The 23119-nt window shown below is 63.8% G+C and carries 24 protein-coding genes and 1 tRNA gene; 9 read left to right on the top strand and 16 right to left on the bottom strand.

Translation table 11 applies throughout. The features are described from left to right. Positions 1-83 precede the first annotated feature (83 nt). On the bottom strand, positions 84-764 hold the full coding sequence (locus tag J3D46_RS09115; protein ID WP_020608526.1) for a response regulator transcription factor: 681 nt from the start codon (positions 762-764) through the stop codon (positions 84-86). Then, the gene (locus J3D46_RS09110; RefSeq protein WP_253469188.1) at positions 761-2065 is read right to left on the bottom strand and encodes a cell wall metabolism sensor histidine kinase WalK; all 1305 of its coding nucleotides are present in this window, start codon (positions 2063-2065) and stop codon (positions 761-763) included. The genes J3D46_RS09115 and J3D46_RS09110 overlap by 4 nt, the downstream gene beginning before the upstream one ends. Positions 2066-2264: 199 nt before the next feature. Here J3D46_RS09110 and phoU point away from each other — a divergent pair, with 199 nt between their 5' ends. Then, positions 2265-2918 carry a phosphate signaling complex protein PhoU gene (gene phoU / locus J3D46_RS09105; RefSeq protein WP_024819653.1) on the top strand — a complete coding sequence of 218 codons (654 nt, stop codon included), beginning with the start codon at positions 2265-2267 and terminating at the stop codon, positions 2916-2918. 73 nt (positions 2919-2991) lie between these two features. Here phoU and J3D46_RS09100 read toward each other — a convergent pair whose 3' ends face one another. Beyond that, on the bottom strand, positions 2992-3738 hold the full coding sequence (locus tag J3D46_RS09100) for a phosphoglyceromutase (RefSeq protein ID WP_253466575.1): 747 nt from the start codon (positions 3736-3738) through the stop codon (positions 2992-2994). A 70-nt stretch (positions 3739-3808) separates the two neighbouring features. Here J3D46_RS09100 and J3D46_RS09095 point away from each other — a divergent pair, with 70 nt between their 5' ends. Beyond that, positions 3809-4642, top strand: coding sequence for a class I SAM-dependent methyltransferase (locus tag J3D46_RS09095; RefSeq protein ID WP_231341819.1), 834 nt, complete (start codon positions 3809-3811; stop codon positions 4640-4642). Between the two features lie 13 nt (positions 4643-4655). Here the strand turns inward: J3D46_RS09095 and J3D46_RS09090 are convergent, their stop codons facing one another. Both J3D46_RS09090 and J3D46_RS09085 read right to left on the bottom strand, forming a co-directional pair. Then, positions 4656-4997 carry a DUF2516 family protein gene (locus tag J3D46_RS09090; RefSeq protein ID WP_159704615.1) on the bottom strand — a complete coding sequence of 114 codons (342 nt, stop codon included), beginning with the start codon at positions 4995-4997 and terminating at the stop codon, positions 4656-4658. A gap of 10 nt (positions 4998-5007) precedes the next feature. Next, a complete protein-coding gene (locus J3D46_RS09085; protein ID WP_231341816.1) occupies positions 5008-6192 on the bottom strand; it encodes a PLP-dependent aspartate aminotransferase family protein in 1185 nt (394 codons plus the stop codon). An 83-nt stretch (positions 6193-6275) separates the two neighbouring features. Between J3D46_RS09085 and tmk the strand changes: the two genes are divergently transcribed. Genes tmk through J3D46_RS09070 form a run of 3 tightly spaced genes read left to right on the top strand, consistent with a single transcriptional unit; the run spans position 6276 to position 9687 of the window. Continuing rightward, entirely contained in the window at positions 6276-6935 is a 660-nt protein-coding gene (gene tmk, locus J3D46_RS09080; RefSeq protein WP_231341815.1) for a dTMP kinase, read from the top strand. Beyond that, positions 6932-8083, top strand: coding sequence for a DNA polymerase III subunit delta' (locus J3D46_RS09075; protein ID WP_253466573.1), 1152 nt, complete (start codon positions 6932-6934; stop codon positions 8081-8083). Before tmk ends, J3D46_RS09075 begins: the two co-directional genes overlap by 4 nt. A gap of 8 nt (positions 8084-8091) precedes the next feature. Continuing rightward, positions 8092-9687, top strand: coding sequence for an alpha/beta hydrolase (locus J3D46_RS09070; protein ID WP_253466570.1), 1596 nt, complete (start codon positions 8092-8094; stop codon positions 9685-9687). Here the strand turns inward: J3D46_RS09070 and J3D46_RS09065 are convergent. Beyond that, a complete protein-coding gene (locus tag J3D46_RS09065) occupies positions 9684-10430 on the bottom strand; it encodes an HAD family hydrolase (RefSeq protein ID WP_253466567.1) in 747 nt (248 codons plus the stop codon). The genes J3D46_RS09070 and J3D46_RS09065 overlap by 4 nt on opposite strands. A 216-nt stretch (positions 10431-10646) precedes the next feature. Between J3D46_RS09065 and J3D46_RS09060 the strand changes: the two genes are divergently transcribed. From J3D46_RS09060 to J3D46_RS09050, 3 genes are all read left to right on the top strand, one after another. Continuing rightward, positions 10647-10719: transfer RNA gene (locus J3D46_RS09060), tRNA-Thr, on the top strand. A gap of 165 nt (positions 10720-10884) precedes the next feature. Further along, the gene (locus J3D46_RS09055; RefSeq protein ID WP_231341811.1) at positions 10885-11145 is read left to right on the top strand and encodes a helix-turn-helix transcriptional regulator; all 261 of its coding nucleotides are present in this window, start codon (positions 10885-10887) and stop codon (positions 11143-11145) included. Beyond that, the gene (locus J3D46_RS09050; protein ID WP_253466564.1) at positions 11142-12404 is read left to right on the top strand and encodes a type II toxin-antitoxin system HipA family toxin; all 1263 of its coding nucleotides are present in this window, start codon (positions 11142-11144) and stop codon (positions 12402-12404) included. The genes J3D46_RS09055 and J3D46_RS09050 overlap by 4 nt, the downstream gene beginning before the upstream one ends. On the opposite strand, the gene J3D46_RS25150 is transcribed toward J3D46_RS09050, so the two are convergent. The 4 genes from J3D46_RS25150 to J3D46_RS09035 form a co-directional block, all read right to left on the bottom strand. After that, positions 12331-12672, bottom strand: a complete 342-nt coding sequence (locus tag J3D46_RS25150; protein WP_374110785.1) for a DUF6226 family protein — start codon at positions 12670-12672, stop codon at positions 12331-12333. The two genes, J3D46_RS09050 and J3D46_RS25150, sit on opposite strands and share 74 nt — an antisense overlap. 74 nt (positions 12673-12746) lie before the next feature. Continuing rightward, positions 12747-13976 (bottom strand): amidohydrolase, encoded by a 1230-nt coding sequence (locus J3D46_RS09045; RefSeq protein WP_253466561.1) that lies wholly within the window; start codon positions 13974-13976, stop codon positions 12747-12749. A 67-nt stretch (positions 13977-14043) separates the two neighbouring features. Continuing rightward, entirely contained in the window at positions 14044-14781 is a 738-nt protein-coding gene (locus J3D46_RS09040; RefSeq protein WP_231341808.1) for a hypothetical protein, read from the bottom strand. Between the two features lie 52 nt (positions 14782-14833). Next, positions 14834-15583, bottom strand: a complete 750-nt coding sequence (locus tag J3D46_RS09035; RefSeq protein ID WP_231341807.1) for a DUF5058 family protein — start codon at positions 15581-15583, stop codon at positions 14834-14836. 270 nt (positions 15584-15853) lie between these two features. Between J3D46_RS09035 and J3D46_RS09030 the strand changes: the two genes are divergently transcribed. Further along, positions 15854-17302 carry an amidase gene (locus J3D46_RS09030; protein WP_253466558.1) on the top strand — a complete coding sequence of 483 codons (1449 nt, stop codon included), beginning with the start codon at positions 15854-15856 and terminating at the stop codon, positions 17300-17302. Here J3D46_RS09030 and J3D46_RS09025 read toward each other — a convergent pair. The 6 genes from J3D46_RS09025 to J3D46_RS09000 form a co-directional block, all read right to left on the bottom strand. Then, positions 17283-18239, bottom strand: coding sequence for an Lrp/AsnC family transcriptional regulator (locus J3D46_RS09025; protein WP_231341805.1), 957 nt, complete (start codon positions 18237-18239; stop codon positions 17283-17285). The two genes, J3D46_RS09030 and J3D46_RS09025, sit on opposite strands and share 20 nt — an antisense overlap. Positions 18240-18388: 149 nt before the next feature. Continuing rightward, on the bottom strand, positions 18389-19228 hold the full coding sequence (locus tag J3D46_RS09020; protein ID WP_231341804.1) for an aldo/keto reductase: 840 nt from the start codon (positions 19226-19228) through the stop codon (positions 18389-18391). A gap of 137 nt (positions 19229-19365) precedes the next feature. Then, positions 19366-19806: a hypothetical protein gene (locus J3D46_RS09015; protein WP_253466555.1), complete on the bottom strand. Its 441-nt coding sequence runs from the start codon at positions 19804-19806 to the stop codon at positions 19366-19368. 8 nt (positions 19807-19814) lie between these two features. Beyond that, positions 19815-20513 carry a bacterial proteasome activator family protein gene (locus J3D46_RS09010; RefSeq protein WP_253466552.1) on the bottom strand — a complete coding sequence of 233 codons (699 nt, stop codon included), beginning with the start codon at positions 20511-20513 and terminating at the stop codon, positions 19815-19817. 79 nt (positions 20514-20592) lie between these two features. Further along, complete coding sequence (locus J3D46_RS09005; protein WP_231341818.1) at positions 20593-20784, bottom strand: YbdD/YjiX family protein; 192 nt, start codon at positions 20782-20784, stop codon at positions 20593-20595. Then, positions 20784-23099 (bottom strand): carbon starvation CstA family protein, encoded by a 2316-nt coding sequence (locus tag J3D46_RS09000; protein ID WP_253466548.1) that lies wholly within the window; start codon positions 23097-23099, stop codon positions 20784-20786. Before J3D46_RS09000 ends, J3D46_RS09005 begins: the two co-directional genes overlap by 1 nt. Between the last annotated feature and the right edge of the window lie 20 nt (positions 23100-23119).

The raw sequence follows: 23119 nt of genomic DNA, 5'->3' as shown, positions 1-23119 counted from the left end.
AGGCAGCACGCTACAAGCCATATAACAAAGGAAGGGCCCAGTTCACGTGAACTGGGCCCTTCCTTTGTTGTTGCCTTTTGGCTTTACGGCTCGAACTTGTAGCCCAGCCCGCGCACCGTCACCAGGTAACGCGGAGCGGAGGGATCGGGCTCGATCTTGCTGCGGAGGCGCTTGACGTGGACGTCCAGCGTTTTGGTGTCGCCGACATAGTCAGAGCCCCATACGCGATCGATGAGCTGCCCCCGGGTCAGGACGCGGCCTGAGTTTCGGAGCAGCATCTCCAGAAGTTCGAACTCCTTCAACGGCAGGGACACCTGCTCGCCGTTGACGCTCACCACGTGGCGTTCGATGTCCATGCGGACCGGCCCGGCCTGCACAGTTGACGTAATGAGTTCCTCTGGCTCGCCCTGGCGGCGGAGGACAGCACGGACGCGGGCTACGAGTTCCCGGGACGAATAGGGCTTGGTGACGTAGTCGTCGGCACCCAACTCCAGGCCCACCACCTTGTCGATTTCCGAGTCCTTGGCGGTCAGCATGATCACAGGCACGCTGGAGCGCTGGCGCAACTGCCGGCACACTTCCGTTCCCGGCGTTCCCGGCAGCTGGAGGTCCAGCAGAACCAGGTCGGCACCGTTGCGGTCAAACTCCACCAAGGCGTCACTGCCGTTGTCTACTACCTCGACGTCGAACCCTTCCTTGCCCAAGAGATAGGACAGGGGGTCGCTGAAGGACTCTTCGTCCTCCACAATCAAAATCCGGCTCAAGCGCTGGCTCCTTGCTCTTGGGCGCCGTTGGCGCCCCCTTGTTGGCTCGGGATACGAGGTTGTTGTCCCGCATGCTGAGGTTGTTGGCTCGCGTGGTGGGGCTCGACGGCGGCAGGTTCCGCCGGAAGTCCGGTGGACGGAACCGCTGTGGCAGCGGGAGCCGGACCACCGGCGTCGTCATCCTGGCCTTCCATCTCCGGCAAGCGGATGGTGAACGTGGACCCCTGGCCGGGCTGGGACCATACGGTCACCTCGCCGCCGTGGTTGGAGACAACGTGCTTGACGATGCTCAAGCCAAGGCCGGTTCCGCCCGTGTGCCGGGAACGTGCAGCGTCAACGCGATAGAAGCGCTCGAACACCCGTTCCTGGTCCTCGGGAGTCAGCCCCTCGCCCTGGTCCGTGACGGAGATGGCGACGACGCCTTCCCTTGTTCGGAGGCCGACGCCAACCCGGGTGTTTTCCGGTGAATAGCGGATGGCGTTGTCGATCAGGTTTCGCAGTGCGGTGACCAGCAAGTCCCGGTCGCCGAACACCAGCGACTCGGAGTGTCCGCCCACCACGATGTGAATGTTCTTGCTCTCCGCCGGCAGCTGTGAACGATCAACTGCCTCCGTGATCACGGTGTTGATGTCCACGGAGTGCCCCTGCTGGGCGACATTGGCACCCTGCAGGCGGGAAAGTTCAATGATGTCCTGAACCAGGGCTGCGAGCCGGCCGGACTCCTTGTGCATGCGCTTGGCAAACCGGCGCACTGCTTCCTCGTCATCGGGAGAGGCTTCCAAGGCCTCTGCCAGGAGCGAGATGGCGCCCACAGGGGTTTTGAGCTCGTGGGAGACGTTGGCCACGAAGTCGTTGCGGATCTCCTCGGTGCGGGTGATCTCGGTGCGGTCGTCCGCCAGGAGCAGGATGTATTCCCAGCCGAGCATGGCTGCCCGGACCTGGACCACAATGGTGCCCTTGCCCAGCGGCCCACGAGGGAGCTCGTATTGCTCCTCCAGGATCACGCCGTCGCGGCGGACCTTCGCTGTCATGTCCAGGAGCTGCTTATGAACCACGGTGTGCCCGCGGACGAGGCCATAGGCGTAAGCTGCCGGACTGGCGCGGACCACGCCGTCGATCGCGTCCACAACAACAAACGCACGCCCGACCACGGCCAGCACTTCCGCTGCCCCCTCGGGGAGCAGGGGTTCAGTAACGTCCAGGTCAACAATGCTGCGTTGCCGCTCGCTGATCTTGAACGCGAGCATGCCAAAGACGCCCAACGACAGACCGACGAGGCCTGCGACGACACCTATGAGCAATGGATCCACGTGTCCAGCTTATGCTGTGGAAACACGGCCAAGCATTGATCCGGCGCTAAACGGGGACGGTTCAACTAACGTTCATCTAAAGGTGCCGAACAGTTCACTGGGTCCTGACACAGTTACTGGTTGGACTGCCAATGGTTTTGAAATCCGACCCCCACCATGGGAACGGGATTTCCAAGGAAAGGACGCCTTAGTGCGCAAGGTTTTTCAGGAGGAGCTCACCCAGGTAGGTGACGACCTCATCGAGATCTCCAAGCTGGTTCACGAAGCGATCACGAAGGCTACTACTTCCTTCGAAGGCGCCGACGTGGATCTTGCCCAGGACGTCATCGCGGCAGATGCCCGCATCGACTTCCTGCAGAACAGCCTCGACGAGCGTGCCATCGACATCCTTGCTTTGCAGGGCCCTGTCGCTAGCGACCTCCGCATGATTGTGGGTTCGCTGCGCATGAGTGCATCGCTGGAACGCATGGGTGATCTCGCCCGCCACGTGGCCCAGCTGGCGCGCCTGCGCTACCCGGCCACCGTTATCCCCGCTTCGCTGACCCAGACCTTCAAGGCCATGGCCCAGCACGACATCGAAATCACGGCCAAGGTCATCGAGCTTCTCGAGACCCGCGACCTTGAGGTTGCCCGCGACATCCTGAAGATCAACATCGCCGTGGACGACCTCCACCTCAGCGTCTTCAAGGCGATCGCCTCCCCTGAGTGGAGCGAGAGCCCGTCCACCACCGTGGACGTGGCCCTGGCCAGCCGCTACTTCGAGCGCTTCGCCGACCACGGCGTCTCGGTTGCCCGAAAGGTCACCTACCTGGTGACGGGCGAATGGCAGCCCGAAGGCTTCTAGCCTCAGCGCATTAAGTACGACGGCGGCCGGTCACCTGAGGTGACCGGCCGCCGTCGTAGTTTTCACTAACGCGTCATTTTTTGCCCTGGTTGGCTACCGCGAGGATGGCCTGGGCTGCTGCTTCGGGATCCAGGTACGTACCGCCCGGGTTGATCGGCTGGAAGTCCTCGTCCAGCTCGTACACCAGCGGGATACCCGTGGGGATGTTCAGCGAAGCAATGGCGTCGTCGCTGATGCCATCAAGGTGCTTGACCAGCGCGCGCAGGGAGTTGCCGTGTGCCGTGACCAAGACGGTCTTGCCGGCCTTCAGGTCTTCCTTGATGTCCGATTCCCAGTAGGGAAGGAGACGGACCAGGACGTCCTTGAGGCATTCAGTGCGCGGCAGGGCGTCGCCGAGATCCGCGTAGCGGACATCGTGTGCCTGGGAAAATTCGCTGTCGTCGGACAGGGGCGGCGGCGGGGTGTCGTAGCTGCGGCGCCATTCCATGAACTGCTCTTCACCGAACTCGGCGAGGGTCTGGGCCTTGTCCTTGCCCTGCAGTGCGCCGTAGTGGCGCTCGTTGAGGCGCCAGTCGCGCTTGACCGGGATCCAGCCGCGGTTGGCCTTGTCCAGTGCCATGTTGGCGGTGTTGATGGCACGCTTCAGGAGCGAGGTGTAAAGGACGTCCGGGAGGATGTTGTTCTCAACCAGGAGTTCCCCACCGCGCACTGCTTCTTCGCGGCCTTGGTCGTTCAGGTCAACGTCCACCCAACCGGTGAACAGGTTCTTGGCGTTCCAGTCGCTGTGGCCGTGGCGCAGCAGAATCAGCTTGTAAGTCATGGTTTTCATCCTAGCTGAGCAGCTCCATTGCCTGCCGGGCATTACGGCCGCGCGAGATAAAGTGGGGGCCGTGGTGCAAAAAGCGGAACGGGTGGGCTCTCCCCGAAGTCGGGGCGGAAAGCCCGTTGGGAATATCACCCGCGGCACGACCAATCCCAACCGCATGCGCCGCCTGGACCGCTGGCTTGCCGGGCCGCAAGCCTGGCGGCTTCGCGCCGCCGTCGAGCCCCTGGTGGTGGACCTGGGCTATGGCGCTTCGCCGACTACCGCCGTCGAACTTTTTGAACGGCTGCAGGCCGTCAGACCGGATGTCCGGGTCTGCGGGATCGAGATTGAACCGGAGCGCGTCCGGACAGCGAAGCCCCTGGAGCGGCCAGGGCTGAGCTTCCATGTGGGCGGATTCGAAGTCCCGGTGCCCGGAAAGCCCGTTCTGGTCCGCGCCTTCAACGTACTGCGGCAATACGAGGAAGCTGACGTTGCCGGAATCTGGAGCCTGGTGCAGTCGCGGCTTGCTCCGGGCGGGCTGTTCATCGACGGCACGTGCGACGAGATTGGCCGCCGCGTCACGTGGGTGGCGCTGGATTCCGAGCGACCGTTGAGCCTGAGCTTTTCTGTCCGGTTTGGCAGTTTTGAGCTGCCGTCGGACGTTGCTGAGCGGTTGCCGAAAGCCCTGATCCACCGGAACGTGCCCGGTGAAGCCATCCACGCGTTCTTGCAGGCCATGGATAAGGCATGGCTGGAGGCGGCGCCGTTGGCGTCCTTCGGAAACCGGCAGCGATGGACCGGAATGTGCCGTTCATTGCGCGACGCCGGGTGGCCACTGCAGGATGGCCCCTCGCGGTGGCGCCTCGGTGAACTGACCGTGGCGTGGGACGCCGTGGCGCCTCAGCAGCGGCCGGATTGACCAGTAACGCCTTTTACCAGGGGCCGTACGGGCCGACGTTGCGGTTGCCGCCGCTGCCTGCTTCACGCAGGGCTGGACGGACATCGGCAAGGTACACGCACGCCGCAGTGACGGCGGCGATGCCGAAGAGGCCCAGGCCGCTTCCGCCGGTGAAGACCGTCAGGGCGCCGATCGCAAAAGCGACGCCGGTGAGGGCGGTCCAGAACGTCTTGGTCCGCTTGGAGGCAGCCACGAAGAGCGTCGGCCGGTGGCGCAGGCAGTCCGCGAAGGCCCACACTTCCAGGGCGAGGGCCACCAAGCCGAGGATGAAGTAGACCCCGTTGGTGACGTAGGCAATCAAGAGTTTTCCGTCCACGCCCTTTAGCCTAGCCGTCCAGCGACTTCAGCGCTTGCTCAAGGTCGGACCAGAGGTCTTCTACGTTCTCGATTCCGACGCTCAAGCGGACCAGGTTCTCCGGAACGCTGAGCGGCTCGGCAGTGTGCCGGCGTCGGCGCTCAATCAGGGACTCCACCCCGCCAAGCGACGTGGCCGGAAGCCACAGCTCCAGCGCACGGACCAGCTCGTCGGCGGCGTCGGCACCACTGCGGTGCTCGTCGCCTGTGATCTGGATGCAGAGGATGGAGCCGAAGCCCTTCATCTGGACCTTGGCGCGCTCGTGCCCGGGATCTGTGGGGAGGCCCGGGTAGCGGATGGTTTCGACGCGCGGGTGGGTGCTGAGGCGTTCTGCGAGCGTCGCGGCCGAAGCCTGCGAACGTTCAATCCGAAGCGCCAGCGTGCGGAGGCCACGCAGTGCCAGCCAGGCTTCGAACGGGCCGGCGATTCCACCGTGGATGATCCGGTGATGAAGAAGGGTGGCGCGCAGCTCCGGGTTGGACGTGACGAGGGCGCCCAAAACGACGTCCGAATGTCCGGCCAGGTATTTGGTCACCGAGTGGAGCACGACGTCGGATCCCAGGCTGAGCGGCTGCTGCACCAACGGCGTGGAGAACGTGTTGTCCGTGACCACGATGGCTCCCACGGCGTGGGCGGCATCGGTGAGCGCGCGGATATCGGCGATACCGAGCATTGGGTTGGTGGGGCTTTCCAGCCAGAGGAGGTCCGCCTGCTTGCCGCTTTCAGGGCTGATGAGCGATTTCACGGCATCGGTGTCCGTGATGTCCACCGTGCGCAGTTCCAGGAAGCCCTTCTCTGCCAGTTCCGTTGCCATCACAAGCGAACCCGCATAGCTGTGGGACGGCATCACGACGACGCCACCGGCAGGTACCAGGGAGAGGGCCGAACTGACTGCCGCGAGACCCGATGCGTAGAGCAGCCCCGGGAGGGTGGCGCCCTCCAGCTTGGCCAGCGCGTCCTCGAACGGATCCCACGTGGGGTTTGCATAGCGTCCGTAGCCGCGGTCTCCCTCACCCAGCGCACCGGTTCCGAAGTATGTGGAGGACAAGACGATGGGCGGATTCACCGGCTCATCGTGGGCCCGCTCGGGGCGGCCAGCCGCAACCACGACGGTTTCCGGAGACAAGTCGGCGGCGTGCTGATCGGAAAGGCTCATGGTTTCAGCGTAGTCGCGGCCACCACTGTGGATGAAAGGCGTTACGCGCCTTTGATGTCAGGGAAGCTCGGTAGGCTAGACGCGTGAGTATTCAGAGCCCAGGTCTTTTCATCGCCTTCGAGGGCGGGGACGGAGCGGGCAAGTCCACCCAGGCCGCCCGGCTCTCTGACGCCCTTGAGTCGCGGGGATTTTCCGTGCTGCGCACCCGCGAGCCCGGCGGCACTCCCATTGGCGAGAAGTTGCGTTCCCTGGTTTTGGACCACGGCCACGGCACCATCGATGCCCGTACCGAAGCCCTCATGTTTGCCGCCGCCCGCGCCGCCCATGCCAGCCAGGTGATCCGTCCCGCCCTGTCTGAGGGGACGGTGGTCATCACTGATCGCTACGTGGACTCCTCAGTTGCCTATCAAGGTGCCGGCCGTGGCTTGGGCGCCGATGGCGTCTTGACCCTGAACGAGTGGGCCACGGAAGGTTTGCGTCCGGACCTGACAGTATTGCTCGACGTCGACCCTTCCGACGGCCGCCAGCGCCGGACCGCCGGGGACGCCACCGAAGACAGGCTCGAATCCGAGCCTGATGCTTTCCATTCGGCCATCCGCCACGCGTTCCTGGACCTCGCAGAGGCTTCGCCGTCGGGCTACCTTGTCCTGCCGGCACGCGCGGACATCAACACCCTCGCCGCGCAGATCCTGGATCGGGTGGAATCACTGCTGGCTGACCGAGTTCCCGGCGACCGTTCGTGAGCGTCTGGGACGACCTTCAGGGGCAGGCGCCCGTCGTTGCGCAACTGAAGCAGGCTGCGCAAGGCGAAACCGGCCTCACCCATGCGTGGCTGTTTACCGGACCTCCTGGATCCGGCCGTTCCAACGCGGCCAAGGCCTTCGCCGCTGCCTTGAACTGCGAGCAGGACGACGTCACCCTTAGAGGCTGTGGGGAGTGTGCCGCGTGCCACACTATCCTTGGCGAGACGCACTCCGATGTGACATTCGTGCGGACCGAGAAAGTCACCATCACCATTGACGAAGCCCGCGAACTGGTCTCCAAGGCTGGCGACCGGCCTGCCACTGGCCGGTGGCGGATCATTGTGGTGGAGGATGCGGACCGCATGGCCGAGCGCACCACCAACGTCCTGCTGAAGGCGATCGAGGAACCCACGCCCCGCACCATCTGGATGCTGTGTGCCCCCTCCCCCGCCGACGTCCTGGTCACCATACGCTCGCGATGCCGTCCGGTGAGCCTCCGGCTTCCGCCGGCGTCCGACGTCGCCGATCTCCTGGTCAGGCGCGACGGCATCGATCGCCAACTCGCGGACATAGCAGCCCGCGCCGCCCAAAGCCATATCGGCATCGCCAGGCGGCTGGCCCGCGACGCTGACGCGCGGCAACGCCGTTTGGATACGGTCCGCATTCCACTCGGCCTTCGTGGCGTCACCGCTGCGGTGATGATGGCCGAGAAGCTGGTCAGGATTGCCACCGACGAGGCCAACAGCTCCAATGACGAACGTGACGCCGCGGAGAAGATCGCGCTGCTGGCGAGCCTCGGTGCCCCCGAGTCCGGCACGCTGCCGCCCTCCATGCGCAGCCAGGTCAAGCAGCTCGAAGACGATCAGAAACGGCGGGCAAAACGCTCCATCACTGACTCGTTGGACCGCACCCTCACTGATCTGCTGTCCTTCTACAGGGACGTGCTGATCATCCAGCTGGGGAACGCCGTAGAGCTGGTCAACGTTGAGCTCAAGAGCGATCTTGAAGAATACGCGGGCCACTCAAACCCCGAAACCACGTTGGCCCGGATGGACGCCATCAACAAAGCCCGCGTCCGTATCACCACCACCAATGTGGCCCCGCTGTTGGCGGTCGAGTCCATGGCCACAAGTCTCATCCAGCAATAGGAGAATCCATGAAGTCCGCACCCCGCCGGTCCGCCGATGCCCCATCAAGGGACCGGTCTGCCCGGCGTGGGGCCGGCCGCGGCTTCGTGGCGACGTGTGTTGCCGTTGCTGCCGCGCTGGTGTTGAGCGCCTGCACCCTGCCGTTCATGCCAACGCCCACGGCCAAGCCGTCCACCAGCACCGTGGATCCATCCATCGCAGCATCAGCGCCCAAGGGCTTGGAGAAGTTCTATTCACAGCCCGTGGAGTGGAGCTCCTGCGAGAACGGCTTCCAGTGCGGCAAAGTCCAGGTACCCAAGGATTACGCCAACCCGGCGTCCGGGGAAATCACACTCGCCGTCATCAAGTTGCCCAGCACCGGCAATAAACAGGGGTCGATCCTGGTCAACCCCGGCGGTCCCGGTGGCTCCGGGGTGGACTACATCAGGGACGCCGGCAACACCAATTTCACCGAGAAAGTGAAGTCCAACTTCGACCTCGTCGGCTTCGATCCCCGTGGTGTGAAACGCTCCGCCCCCGTCACCTGCATGAGCGATGCCGAACGTGACGCGGCCCGCGAAAAGGTGTTCCGGAAGAATACCGACGAGGGACTGGAGGCTGCACTGGCCTTCAATAAGTCCTTCGCTGAGCAGTGCTCAGAGCAGACGGGGGATGTCCTGGGGCACATTGATACCGTGAGCGCGGCCAAGGACCTGGATATCCTGCGCGCGGTGGTCAACGACGCCAAACTCAACTACCTTGGCTTCTCCTACGGCACCTTCCTTGGATCAACTTATGCTGCACTCTTCCCCGACAACGTTGGCCACCTCGTCCTGGATGGCGCCGTGGATCCGTCCATCACCAACGAGGAACTGACCGCGGGACAGGCCCGGGCGTTCGAAAGAGCCATCCACACCTATGTGGCCAGTTGCCAGGGACAGAACCAGTGCCCGCTGAGCGGCTCCGTGGACAACGGAGTCCAGGAAATCAGGGACCTCATCAACGCCGTGGACCAGAACCCCCAGACCGCCAAGGATGGCCGTTTGGTGACCAGCAACGACTTCGTCAACGGCCTCATCCTGCCCCTTTACAACGATCAAAGCTGGCCTGCCCTCACCCAGGCCCTGGAAAGCGCCTTTTCCGGTGATGTGTCCCAGATGATGCGGCTTGCCGATCTGGGCGCCGACCGCGAACCCAATGGCACGTACAGCTCAAACTCGGCTTTCGCGTTCCAGGCCATCAACTGCCTGGACTACCCCATGGTTACCGACACTGCCGGCATGCGGGCCGAGGAAGCACGCCTTATCCAGGACTCCCCCACGTTCGGCTCGTTCTTCGCTTACGGCGGGGTCAACTGCAAGGACTGGCCGTACAAGAACACCCGCACGCCCGCGCCGGTCGAATACAACGGCTCCGCTCCCATCGTGGTGGTTGGCACCACAGGGGACCCCGCCACTCCCCTGGAGTGGTCGCAGTCGCTGCGCAAGCAACTGGAGAACGCCTCACTTGTCACGTGGGAGGGTGAGGGGCACACAGCCTACGGCCGCTCGAACTCCTGCGTCAGCACCGCCGTCGACGATTACTTTGTTGACGGGAAGCTGCCGCAGGACGGCCTCAAATGCTAGCGGTGCCGGGCTTCCCGCTTCTCCACCAAGAGCGGGAGCTGCTTGATGGAATCCACGACGACGGTGGCGCCGGCCGCGCGTAAGGTCGCCTCCGAGTGCGAGCCAGTGAGGACTCCGGCCACCAACGACGCACCTGCACGGACGCCGGAAAGCATGTCCGAGCTGGTGTCGCCCACCACGGCCACCTCGCGGACGTCATCGAGGTCCAGGGCGAGTACCGCAGTCAGGATCATGTCCGGGTAAGGCCGCCCCCGCCCTGCATCCGCCGGACACAAGCTGAGGTCCGCCAAGCCCATCCACCCGAGGGATTCCAGGACCATGTTCTGGGTGTGGCGGCCGAACCCTGTTGCCAGGCAAACCTGCATGCCGGACTCACGCATCCACAAAATGGCGTCCTCCGCGCCCGGAATGGCGCGGACACCGCCGTCGTCGATCATGTGGTCGTATGCCTTCTCGAAAACCTTGTTGGCGCTTTCGGCAACTACGGCTTCCTCGAAGAGGTGGTGGAAGACGGTCAATTTCGAGAAGCCCATGGTGTCCCGGGCGTAGCCGAGCATGCTCTCGAACCTACTGCTGCCCGGCTCGATGCCGTGTTCCACCAGCGCCTGGGACATGGCCCGCTCGGTGCGGCCATCGTCGGTGATGGTTGTCCCCACCATGTCCACCACGGCCAGCCGCAGCCGGTTGGGTGCGTGGCTGGTGTCCCTGGTGAATTCATCCCGATTCAATGCGTCCCCGGTCATTGAGCGGCTCCCTCGTCTGTTGTGAGTGGCGGGCGGACCTCGCCACGGTTGATTTCCCAGCTTCCGGCGGCAGGGAAACGCCCGCCTGAACCCGGCCCGACGCCCGGGTGAACATCCCCGCAACGGCCGCCACTGCCCTCGTTTTGACCCGGGTGCTGTGCCTCTATTACAGTTATGTCTTGCGTGATCGCCCGGGAAACCGGTGATGGACGCGGTGCTTCCTTAGCTCAGTCGGTAGAGCGTTTCACTCGTAATGAAAAGGTCATCAGTTCGATTCTGATAGGAAGCTCGGTATAAGCCCCGGATAAACCCTTGCAACAGGGTTCCCGGGGCTTTTCGCTTGCTACGTCCCGCGCAGTGGCGGACGCAATGATGGAAATATCGAACATTCACCAAAGTTCCAGAAATGTTCGAAATATAGGTCATTTTGAGTAATGAGCCGTATGATCGATTTATGGAACATTCCGATGAGCTGACGCCGTTCTACCGGGCTGTGGATGCCACCTCCCTTGGGCGGTCCATCGCCGATGCCCGCAAAGAAGCCGCTATCACGCAGCAGGAACTCGCCGTGAAACTGGGTGTCACCCGCGGAACCATCGTACGTCTCGAAGCCGGCGGAGCAGTCTCGGTGGTCGTAGCCATGCAGGCCATCAGGGCGGTGGGCCGCGACGTGGCTTTGGTACCGCGCTTTTCCAAGCTGCAGGTGCGGCCGTGAGCCCCCGCAAGACCCTTGACGTGTACCTGCGCGGGGACCGCATCGGTGAGCTGCGCGGCAGTGGCCTCAAGCTGTCCTTCCAATATGACCCGCAGGTGCTGGCAACCTACGGTGCCGGTTCCATCCTGCTGTCCCTGTCCCTGCCGCTGGCCAGGAAACGCCTGGACGGGGTGGAGGTCTACAACTTCTTTGACGGGCTCCTGCCAGAAGGCCAGGTCCGTTCCAATCTGGCCAAGGAACACGGTGTCACTGTCCCGGATGCCTTTGGGCTGCTCCGTGTCTTGGGCGCCGACTGCGCCGGCGCCGTTCAGGTTCTGCCGCCCGGGGAACCTCCCGCGCGGGAGGGCGCTGCTGCGCCCATGACCGAAGAAGAGGTCATCGGGGTGGTTGAATCCCTCCCGACATGGGACCTGCCGGATGACTTCCTGGTCACTGCGTCACTGGGCGGCGTCCAGTCCAAGGTACTGCTGTCCCGACACGGCGACGGCTGGGCCTGGCCCGGCCGTGGTTCGGTGTCGACCCACATCATCAAGCCCGAACCACTTGACTCCACCATCCCGGATCTGCTCCCCGCTGAGGACTGGGCCCTGCGGATAGCAGCCGCGGCAGGGCTTTCTGCGGCCAAAGCCCATCTGGAAACCTTCGGGTCGCGTCGGGCGATCGTCGTGGAGCGCTTCGACCGCACAGGCGAGGGCGATCGGCTGCACCAGGAAGACTTCACCCAGGCCCTGGCCCTGGCCAGTGAAGCGAAGTACGAGGGCACCACCGCACCGCCCTCGCGCCTGACCCGGCTGGTCAACGCCGCGGCGCCGCACACCCGCGACGAGGCCGCGTTTCGCCGTGACCTGTTGCGCGCCGTGACCTACAACCTCCTGATCGGCAACGGCGATGCACACTCCAAGAACTACTCCCTTACCCTCCACGACAATGGAGAAGTGCTGCTGGCACCCCTCTATGACGTGGCGCCAACCCTGCTGCTGTACCAACCGAGCGGCCTGGCCGGGCAATCTGTCAGCGGCCAGATCCGGCTGAGCTACATCACCTTGGAACATCTGGTCGCCGAAGGGACCGCCTGGGGCATGGACGCCGACGATGCGCGGCAGACCGCGGCTTCAACGCTGGAGAGGGTGGCGATAGCAGCGGCGGAAACACCCCCACCTGAGTCTCTCGGCTTCCTGTCCGAGCTCATCGCGGTCCGGGCCCAGGACTTACTGAACGGCGGCACAGCCAGGCGGGTCCTGGCTCCGAAAAACGAGTAGAGCTCCCGTTCCTTCTGAGTGGCCATGACCTCCACCCATCCGGGTCCGCTTTGAGCCGATCCTCAGCGGCGGTGAGTTGAGCGGGCGTGGCACCCATGGGGCAAGCACCGCTGTGGTTTCCGGATCCGTCAGCAGCGAAGAGCGCATACTCTGCCCACTTCTTCCGGCCCACGGGGTAACGCTTGCCGTAGCCGCCCGCTGCCACGCCGAGGACCAGAATCTCCAAACGGGAGCTGCCCGCGGAAACGCCTGCACTTTCGCAGAACATGGGCCCATCATAGGGCGGGCCCGGATGTTTGGCACCGTGGACTGTTTGGCACCCTGGGCCCGGGTCTGAGGACGTCAGCGGCCCAGCCGCGACATCAGCACGGCGACCGCGGCAGCAACTCCCCCGGCCAGCGAACCTTCCAGCTCCGGAGCGAAGAACGGCGAGTGGTTGACGGGGATGGGACCCGGGCCTTCATGTCCGGCCGCGGGCGTGCCGCCGAACATCCAGAACACCGACGGCACGCCAATCGCGGTGCCCAGGTGCCCGAAGTCCTCGCTACCCATCATGGGCGGGGTGATTTCGACCGCTTCGGACCCCAGCGCAAGCCGCAGGGCCTCAATGACGGGAGGAACGGCGTCGGGATCGTTGAAGCACTGGGGGAAGCGGTACATTTCCTCGATAACCGGCTTCGGCGCCCCGGACGCGGCGGCTTCTGCCTCGATGATGCGGCGGACGGCGGCGAGGACCTGGCCACGGACGTCCTCATCGAAAGTGCGGATGTTGAGGGTGAACTCGGCGGAGGCCGGGATGATGTTCTCCTTGAGGCCCGCATGGAACGTCCCGACCGTCACGACGGCGGACTTCCGTGGATCAAGCTCGCGGGACACAATCCCTTGCAGCCGGGTGACCATGTGCGCGGCCATCACGATGGGATCAATGGAATCCTGCGGTTGCGAACCGTGCGATTGCTGGCCGTGCACCGTGACCCTGAGCGAATTTGCCATGGCCGCCACCGGCCCGCTGGAAATCGCAACCGTACCCACCGGCCGCGGCATGACGTGCTGCCCGAAGACCACTTCAGGCCGCGGCGCCTTGTCCCACAGACCGTCGTCGAGCATGGCGAGAGCGCCGGCCGCCGTTTCTTCGCCGGGCTGGAAGATCAACACCAGCGTCCCAGCCCAGGCACCCGGGTTCCCCGCAAGCAGTTCGGCGGCACCCAGCAGGCTGGCCACGTGGGTGTCGTGGCCGCAGCCGTGCATGACCGGAACCACCGTGCCATCAGGCAGTGTGCCTGTGTCCGTGCTGGCATAGTCCAGCCCGGTGGCTTCCGCAATGGGGAGGCCGTCCGAATCGGCGCGGAAGGCCACCACGGGTCCGTCACCGTTTCGCAGGACTCCCACCACCCCTGTCCCGCCGCAGCGGAAGTGCTCAATGCCCAGGCCGTCCAGTTGTTCCTCGATCAACGCCGCGGTGGCGTACTCCTGCATGGACAGTTCCGGATGTGCGTGGAGGTGTCGGTACAGGGAGTGCAGCTTGGCGGTCTGTTCGGAGTCGAGCTGAAGGGCGGTGGCTGTTGAAGTCATGGTTCCTGTCTTCCTGGTTCTGTTTGTCAGGGCACGGTTCGGGCTGGGTCAGGGGCGCGCTGCGGGGCTACTCGATGTGGATGGGCTTCGCCTCAGTGATAGTGGTTTTGCCGCGGAAGAACCATGCCAGCAGGATGGTGCCCAGGACGGCAATGGCGGTGGACACCATGGCGAGCGATGGCACCAGGGGCAGCAGGACGAACACGACGACGGCTGAGACCAGCAAGGCGAACACGGTGGTGCGGGGCTGTTTCATGGACACGATTGCCTGAACCAGGACGGCGCCCAGAACGGTGGGCAGCACATACAGCCGGGTGACGAGCAGGACCGACGGAGGAATGACGCTGATGAGCCAGCTGCCCAGGAGACCCACGAAGATTGCCAGCGAGATCAGGTGCACTACCGCAGCGCCGCAAATAGCAACGACGGCGGCAAGTTCCGCCCGTTTGCTGCCCGGCTTCGCGCCGATATTGGTTTGGGCGATCAGGGCAGCAGGCAGGAGCTTGTTGGAGATATTGCCAATCATGAACGCCTGGTACATCGCGGCCGGACCCAGGATCGGATAGTACGTCAGTGGCTCGACGATCCAGATGATGCCGAACGTGGCGGCCACTGCGGCGAAGGCAATCCAAAGCTGGCCAGGACCTATGTCCAGGCCCGTAGCGAAGACGAGGTACAAAGGGCCGGCCACGGAGATCAGCAGGCCACAGATCATGGTGATCTGGCCCCAGCGGGAGGTGGTGCGGTTGAAGTCCGCCATGGCGGTGTTGTTGGCGGTGGTGGGAGCGGAAGTGATGGAAGACATGAGGGGTGTTCCTTTCGTGCTCAAAGTCCGGGTCTGATGGCGGGAGGCGGGATCAGGCGCCGACAGCGAGGTAGGCTGCGCCGAGCCCGATGACGATGGAAATGCCGAGCCCCCACTCACGCAGCCAGCTCTTGCCGAGTTTCTTGGCCAGCAGCAGGCAGGTGCCCATGACCGCGGCGGAGACAACAAAGGACAGCACATGGATCCCTGACTTGGGCAGTTCGGTGAGCCCCAGGCAGGAGAAGGCTCCGATCAGGGCGGCTGCCGGGACGATGGCCATGGCGGCCGGGTTCACGGATCGGATCTTGGCGTCGCCCTTTCGCAGGACCGGGGTCAGGATCAGGGTGGCGAGCATCCACATCGCTCCGCCGATGCTCATGGCGAAGAAGGCGACTGCGAAGACACTTTGCGTATAGCTGGCATCGCCGAGCTTGGCGCCCATGGAACCTGCCGCGATGCCGGCGGCGGATACGTCGTATGCAGCAGAACCGATCAGCCCGATCCTGGACAGCACAGCCGGCGCGCCGAAGAGGCCGAGCAGCGCAATGGCGACGAGCGAGACTGCCAGGGAGGGGCCGATGGCCGATACAGCGCCGGAGCGGAACGAGGTCTTGATGTCCTGCGTGCTCATGTCCACGGATGGGGCGGCGGTCCGGGCAGCTTTCATGAAGATGACGGACTGAAGGATGATCACGCCGAACACGCCTGCCACGCAGATCCACAGGATGGGATTGTTGGCGATGGCCATGATGTCGGTGGACTCGTTGGGGGCGAGCGGTTGAAGAGCCAGGGGTTGGTGCATGGGAACCTCCGGTGTCGGCCCCTCGGCAAGTCCACATCCGAACCACGCTGTTCGCATCCGGTGCTCTGGGGAAAATCCTACCCAGCGACCAGATCGGCCAGTGGGTTACCAACACCTTCTGCTATGAGCCGGATCACACACAATAGCTGACGGAATCAGCCTTCAATGTGGCCGAATCGGTCAAAGCTTGCCTTTCGCCGTTTCGGGACTTCCCCCACCCCGTGTGACCCGGCACACTTTCAGGCAGTAGCAATCCAGCAAAGGAGCACCATGCCTGACACTATTGGCGAGCTGTCCGCCGTCGAACTTTCCGCAGCCATCCGCGAGAAGAAGGTCTCGGCGCGCGAAGCCTTGGCAGAACATCTGGAGCGCATTTCCGAGGTAAACCCAGCGATCAACGCCGTGGTGACGCTCGACGCCGAAGGCGCCCACGCCTTGGCACACCGCGCCGACCAGCTGACGGCCTCGGGGGCCGCCCTGGCACCCCTCCATGGCGTACCCATGACGCACAAGGACACCAACAACACCGCCGGGATGCGCACCACCCAGGGCTCACTCGCCTTGCGTGAGTATGTTCCCGACGCCGACGACCTCATCATTGCGCGCTTGAAAGCGGCCGGCGTTGTCACTACAGGTAAGTCCAATGTTCCCGAGTTTGGCGCGGGCTCCCATACGTTCAACGACCTGTTCGGCACCACGACCAACCCTTACGCGCCAACGCTGAGTGCCGGCGGCAGCAGCGGTGGCGTGGCCGCCGTCGTCGCATCCCGTGTCCAGAGCATCGGCGACGGCAGCGACATGGGCGGTTCGCTCCGCATCCCGGCTTCCTTCTGCAATGTGGTCGGTTTCAGGCCGTCGACGGCGGTCATCCCCATGCCGTCCGACGTCAACGCCTACGCGTGGCTGGGAAGGACGGGGCCCATGGCCCGGAGCGTGGAGGACATTGCCCTGTTCATGTCCGTGACGGCGGGCAAGGATCCCCGCGTTCCGCACCCTGCGGGCCTTGATCCGAAGGTCTTCCGGGCCGGACTCGAGACCGACATGCGCGGTGTTCGGATTGGCTGGTCGCGGGACTTTGGCATCGGCGTTCCGGTGGACCCTGAGATCGTGGAGCACCTCGAACGGCAACTGGCCGTCTTCGAGGACCTGGGTGCGATTGTTGAGGAAGCCACCCCGGACTTCAGCGAAGCAGACCTGGTATTCGGCAACACGCGTGCCATGGACTTCGCCGCGGGCCTGGGGCCGATTCTGGAGCGCGCCGGGGACGTGATCAAGCCCGAAGTGCATTGGAACGTGGAGAAGGGATTCGCCCTCACTGCGCAGGACTTGATCGAGACAGCCGCCGCCCGCACCCGCCTTGAACGCAGCGTGCAGGAGTTCTTCGGGCGCTACGACCTCTTCGCCAGCCCATGCGCCCAGGTCCTGCCCTTCGACGCCACGCTGCGGTACCCCTCCGATATTGCCGGCGTGGCCTCCGAAACATACTTGGACTGGATGCGGTCAGCCTGCCTCCTGTCCGCCACGGGCCTGCCGGTGCTCAGCGTTCCGGCCGGCTTCAGTTCCACGGGGCTCCCCATCGGTCTGCAGCTGGCTGGCAACCATTACACGGATATGCAGCTGCTCCGCTACGGCCGCGCCTTCGAGCAGCAGACCGGGTACGCCGCCGTTGCTCCAGCTGTCCTGGCAGAACAGCCGCCGCTTACGACGATGAGCGCATGACCCTGCCGCCACGCTTTCGCGCGTCCAACAAAATCGAAACATCCACAGTGACAGCGTTCTGCGCCCACTCTGAGTCCGTGATGAAGCGGTAGAGGGCTGACATGTCCTCCACTGTCACATCGGCCATGATCTGGTAGTCCCCGGCGATCGCCGCGGCATAACGGACAGTGGGAAGCTCAGCCAGGCTTTTTCCAACGTGTTCAACGTGCTGCGGGGAGGCCCGGATCCAGAGCAAGGCCTCGACTCCCAAGCCAAAGGATGCCGGCTCAACGATTGCCCGCAAATGGATCTGGTTGTTGGCCAGCAGCCACTCACTGCGGCGCCGTGCTGTTGCCTCCGAAACACCCACGCGGCGTCCCAACGCTTCAAAGCTCATCCGGCCGTCGGCACAGAGGGCGTCGACAAGCTCGTTGTCCTGGCGGCTCAGATCCTGCCGGGGCACCAGGATGCCTGTGTCCTGGGTGAGGCTGGAGCGGAGCGCCTCGGACTTATCGGCCGTGAGAATCTCCGGGCGCCACTCCCGGATGGTACGGAAGTACCGCAGGACCGGGTAGCTCGTGGCATCACGCAAGCCTATGGTGGACGGTAGTTCATCCGACAACACATCGGCCAGACGGGACGGCTCGGTGAGTATTTCCGCCACGCAGTCGCCCGTTCCGGTGGTGGTGTAGACAAACGTGGTGTCAGTCCGTTGCGAGAGCGCTTGGGCCGCGGCACGAACCGTGCCCGGCATGCACCGCATTTCCACCAGCACCACGGCCGGCCTGGGGCGGATCCCCACCACAGCTACAGCACCGGAGTCCAAAAGCTGTGATCCGCGACGGGCTACAGTTCGCTCCGCCTCGCCGAGGACTGCTGCCATCTTCCGCCAAGGGCACCGCGGATCAAGTTGGAGGGCGGCAACGATCTGCCGCTCCAATGCGTCAAACACCACCATGCAAGCTCCGTCCTCGTCCACTGGGGTTGTTCAATTTCACCACGGACTTCGTCGCGCATGCGTTCCTCTGGCGGGTGCCGCCGTCGACCATTAACGCCGGATGCCCCGCACCCAAGGTGGGTACGGGGCATTCGGGTCAAGCTTCAGGCTTAGGCGAAGTCGGAGACTGCCGGGTCCGGGCCGATGCGGCCTTCGGCACCGCGGTCCAGGCCGTTGATGGCCTCGATGTCGGTGGCGTCGAGCGTGACGTTGAGAGCCGCGAAGTTCTCCTGGATGCGGGACTCGGTGACGGACTTGGGAATGACCACATTGCCGATGGCCAGGTGCCAGGCGATGACGACCTGGGCCGGAGTCGCATCGTGCTTCGCAGCAATCTCAGCAACGGTGGCGCTTTCGAGCAGCTCACCACCCTGTCCCAGCGGCGACCAGGCCTGGGTCAGGATGCCCTTGGAGGCGTTGAATTCGCGCAGCTCGGCCTGGTTGAAGAACGGGTGCAGTTCAACCTGGTTGATGGCCGGAACAACGCCGGTTTCATCGATGATGCGCTGCAGGCCTTCCTTGGTGAAGTTGGAGACACCGATGGACTTGACCCGACCGCGCTTCTTGAGCTCGATGAGTGCTTTCCAGGTGTCAACATACTTTTCCTGCTTGGGCTGCTGCCAGTGAATCAGGTAGAGGTCCAAGGTCTCCAGGCCCAGGTGGTCCAAGGACTTCTCGAAAGCCTCGAGCGTGGACTCGTAGCCCTGATCCGCGTTCCACAGCTTGGTGGTGATGAAGATTTCTTCGGCCGAAAGGCCGGAAGAGGCAATGGCACGGCCGACGCCTGCCTCGTTGCCGTAGATCTTGGCGGTATCGATGTGGCGGAACCCGGCTTCGAAGGCCTGGCGCACCACCTTTTCGGCTACATCGTCTTCAACTTGCCACACCCCGTAGCCGAGCTGGGGGATGGTGTTGCCGTCGTTGAAAGTAAGTGTTGGTGACGAAGTCATGTCTGCCATACTGCCAGCACAAACCCGTGAAAAGCCCTGAATGTTACGGAGATCAGCTATGCGCTTAACTTCTTGTGAAGGAGGAATAAAGGCGTGCGCGTGTAGTTGCGCACGCTTGGCTTATTGTCACTCTCCCGTCAGCTGTTGAGCTGGCGCTCCGCGTCAGCAACCTGTTCGAACACAGACTCCGCGCGTCGCCGGACGGACAGCGCTCCTACCGGGACGGGGCCAACAGCCAACCGCAGCATCGCCGCGGCTTCGGCGGTAGTAGCAAGTGAATTTCCGGCCTTGGACAAGGCACGGTGAACCCCCGCAAGCGCCCCGGGGACATCCAGGCCGTCGCTCGGGGAACGTTTTTGGGCCTCCACGCAGATAGTCCTGACGAGCGGGGACAACCCGGCCAGTTCGTTGGCTATCTCCACGAGTTCGTTGTACAGCTCGTCATCGTCAACGCCCTCAAGAACCTGGTGGTACCGGTCCAGGCCCCGGTGGAAACGGTCGTGGGCGCGTCGCCACAACCCCTTGCCGAGCTCCAGATCGTCTTTCCGTCCTTGGCGGACGGCCCCAAAGAAACCCACGTGCGAGCTCAGAGGTACTGACCCGGACCGTGGTCGGGGTCTTCCGTGCGGCCTTGCGGAGCAGCGCCGTGGGCACCTGGCGCAGAAGCACGCTGTGGTTGGCCGTTCTCGCCAATGACAATGCCCGGGGCGATGACCGTTCCCGGCGGCAGCTGACGGAGTTGCATCTGCGCGGCAGCGTGTTCCTTGGCTGCCTGCTGGGCGGCGATCGCAGCCTGGATACCGTGGAACAGACCCTCCAGCCATCCCACCAGCTGCGCCTGGGCAATACGAAGCTCCGCGTCGGAAGGTGCCTTGCCCTCCGGAAGCGGCAAGCTTATCCGCTCCAACTCTTCAATGAGTTCCGGAGCCAGTCCGTCCTCAAGTTCCTTGATGGAGCGCTCATGAATTTCCGCGAGCCGGCCGCGGGCGGCGTCGTCCAAAGGAGCAGCCTTAACTTCCTCCAGGAGCTGACGGATCATGGTGCCGATCCGCATCACCTTTGCAGGCTCGTCAACGAGCTCATGAAGGCTGGTTGCCTTGGGCTTGACGTCCTGCCCGGACTCTTCCTGCCCGGATGGCTGTCCATCGGCTGCCGCCAGGTCCCGGTCCAACGTGGCGCCGTCCAGCGCGGTGCCGTCCAGCCCGCTGCCGTCCAGCGTGGTGCCCTCCACGGGAGTGTCGTCCGAAGCCTCATCCGTGGGCTGAATGTTGTTCAGATCGCTCATTCGTTCATACTCTCATGTGGTTCAAGCGAAGCCGGGCCCTGGAGCAGTATTTGGACTTCGTTCGTAGCGAAACTCCGCGTCAGCAACACCGGCCCTGGGGATTGCTGTCCTGCCGGTCCATCCGGTCCCGCCAGAACTCGCGTTCAGTCATGGCGGGACCAGCATGGCCCGTGGTGGTGAAGTGCTCCAGGTACTTGCTGTAGGCGTCGGCACCCATGAGCGAGCCCATGAAAGTGGCGAAGCCACGAAGCCCTTTGGCCACGGCATTCATCAGTGATGCCCGGCCTTCTGCGTCCGCTTCTCCGCCGGGAGTGCGTCCCATTCCGCGAGCAGGACCTTCTCCGCCGTCGTGGGGATCAGCCCGGCAGGGGCGAACACTTTGGAAGGAACAGCCGGGTCCTCATGATCTTGTCCGCCGCGGGCGCGGATGGCTTTGATGGTTGCCAGCAGTGCGGCGACGATCACGATGATGCTCAGCGTCACGAAGATGACGGAGAGTACGCCCTGGATCGCGGTGTTGCGGACCACCGCTTCCATGGCCGCCACGGTCTTGGCCGTGCCGAACTCCGTCTTGCCATCGGCCAAGGCCTTGGCGAACGCCTGGTTGTTGGCAAAGTAGCCCACCGCAGGAACGGGCGAGAAGATCTTGTGGAAACTGGCCGTGATGGTCACGACGGCGACGAAAGCCAGCGGGATTGCCACGATCCACAGCCACTTGAACACTCCGCGCTTGGCGCAGATGGCGAGGCATACGGCCAAAGCAATGGCTGCCAGAAGCTGGTTGGCTATTCCGAACAGCGGGAAGAGCGTGTTGATGCCACCCAGGGGGTCGGTCACGCCCATCAGGAGCACCGCACCCCAGGCGCCCACCATGATGGCAGTGCACAGCCAGGCACCGGGACGCCATGAGGCTTCCTTGAACCTGGGAACAAAGTTGCCGATGGAATCCTGCAGCATGAACCGGGCAACACGGGTGCCGGCGTCCACTGCGGTGAGGATGAAAAGGGCCTCGAACATGATAGCGAAGTGGTACCAGAAAGCCATCATTCCGGGTCCGCCGATGAACTGCTGCATGATGTGCGCCAGACCGACAGCCAGCGTGGGCGCACCACCCGAACGGGAAATAATGCTCTCCTCGCCCACGTCCTTTGCCGTCTGGGCCAGCACGTCCGGGGTGATGTTTACGTTGGCCAGGCCGAGGCTGTTCACCCATTGCGCCGCAGATTCCACGGTGCCCCCGGTGAGGGCAAGGGGCGCGTTCATGGCGAAGTAGATGCCGCGGTCGATCGAGATGGCAGCTACCAGGGCCATGATGGCCACAAATGATTCCATGAGCATGCCGCCGTAGCCGATGAAGCGGGTCTGCCGCTCCTTCTCGATCAGCTTGGGTGTGGTCCCCGATGAAATGAGCGCGTGGAATCCGGACAGGGCACCACAGGCAATGGTCACGAACAGGAAGGGGAACAGTGCCCCTGAGAAGACCGGGCCGTTCTCCTTGCCGGCGAACTCGCTGAATGCTGGGACGGTGATTTCCGGACGCACCACGATGATGGCGAGCGCCAGCATCACGATCACGCCGATCTTCATGAACGTGGACAGGTAATCCCGTGGCGCGAGGAGCAGCCACACCGGCAGGATGGCGGCGATGAACCCGTAGACGATGAGCCCCCAGGCAATAGTGACCTTGTCCAGGTGGAAGAAGGCCGCACCCCACTCGGTTCCGGCCACGGCGCCGCCGCCAATGATGGCAGCCATGAGCAGCACGAAGCCGATGATGGATACTTCCATCACCTTGCCCGGCCTGATGAAGCGAAGATAGACGCCCATGAACAATGCGATAGGGATGGTCATCCCCACGGAGAAGACACCCCACGGGCTCTCGCCGAGGGCGTTGACCACCACGAGGGCGAGAATGGCCACGATGATGATCATGATGAGCAGGGTGGCCACGAGGGCCGCCGTCCCACCAATGACGCCAAGTTCTTCACGTGCCATCTGGCCAAGGGAACGGCCACCGCGGCGCATGGAGAAGAACATGACCAGGTAGTCCTGGACGGCGCCGGCAAGGACGACGCCGATAATGATCCAGATTGTGCCTGGCAGGTAACCCATCTGGGCTGCGATGACCGGTCCCACCAGTGGACCGGCGCCGGCAATGGCCGCGAAGTGGTGGCCGAACAACACGTTGCGGTCGGTGCGGACGTAGTCCTTGCCGTCCGCCTTGTACTCGGCAGGAGTGGCACGGCGATCGTCCGGTTTGAGCAGGTAGCGCTCAATGACTTTGGAATAGAAGCGATAGCCGATCAGGTAGGTGCATACTGCAGCGAAAACGAACCAGATGGCGTTGACGGTCTCGCCGCGCACCAGCGCGAGCATGTACCACGCCACCGCTCCAAGCAGCGAGATCGCCGCCCAGAGCCCGATCTTTGCCGGGGTCCACTTCCGCTCTTCAGCCTCCCGGGCGGAGTCATCCACGGCCGGTGAAGGCAGCGTAGGATCCAGCCTTTCCTCGAGATCGCTGAGGTCAAGTTCTTGTTGGCCAAGTTCTTCTTGGCCAAGTTCTTCCTGGTCAGGGGCTCTGCCCATGTCTCCTCCTTGAGAACTGC

The organism is Paenarthrobacter sp. A20 (assembly GCF_024168825.1).
In the GTDB taxonomy this organism is placed as follows: Bacteria; Actinomycetota; Actinomycetes; order Actinomycetales; family Micrococcaceae; genus Arthrobacter.
Note: the sequence above shows the minus strand (reverse complement) of the source record. Positions and strands in the feature narration are given on the sequence as shown.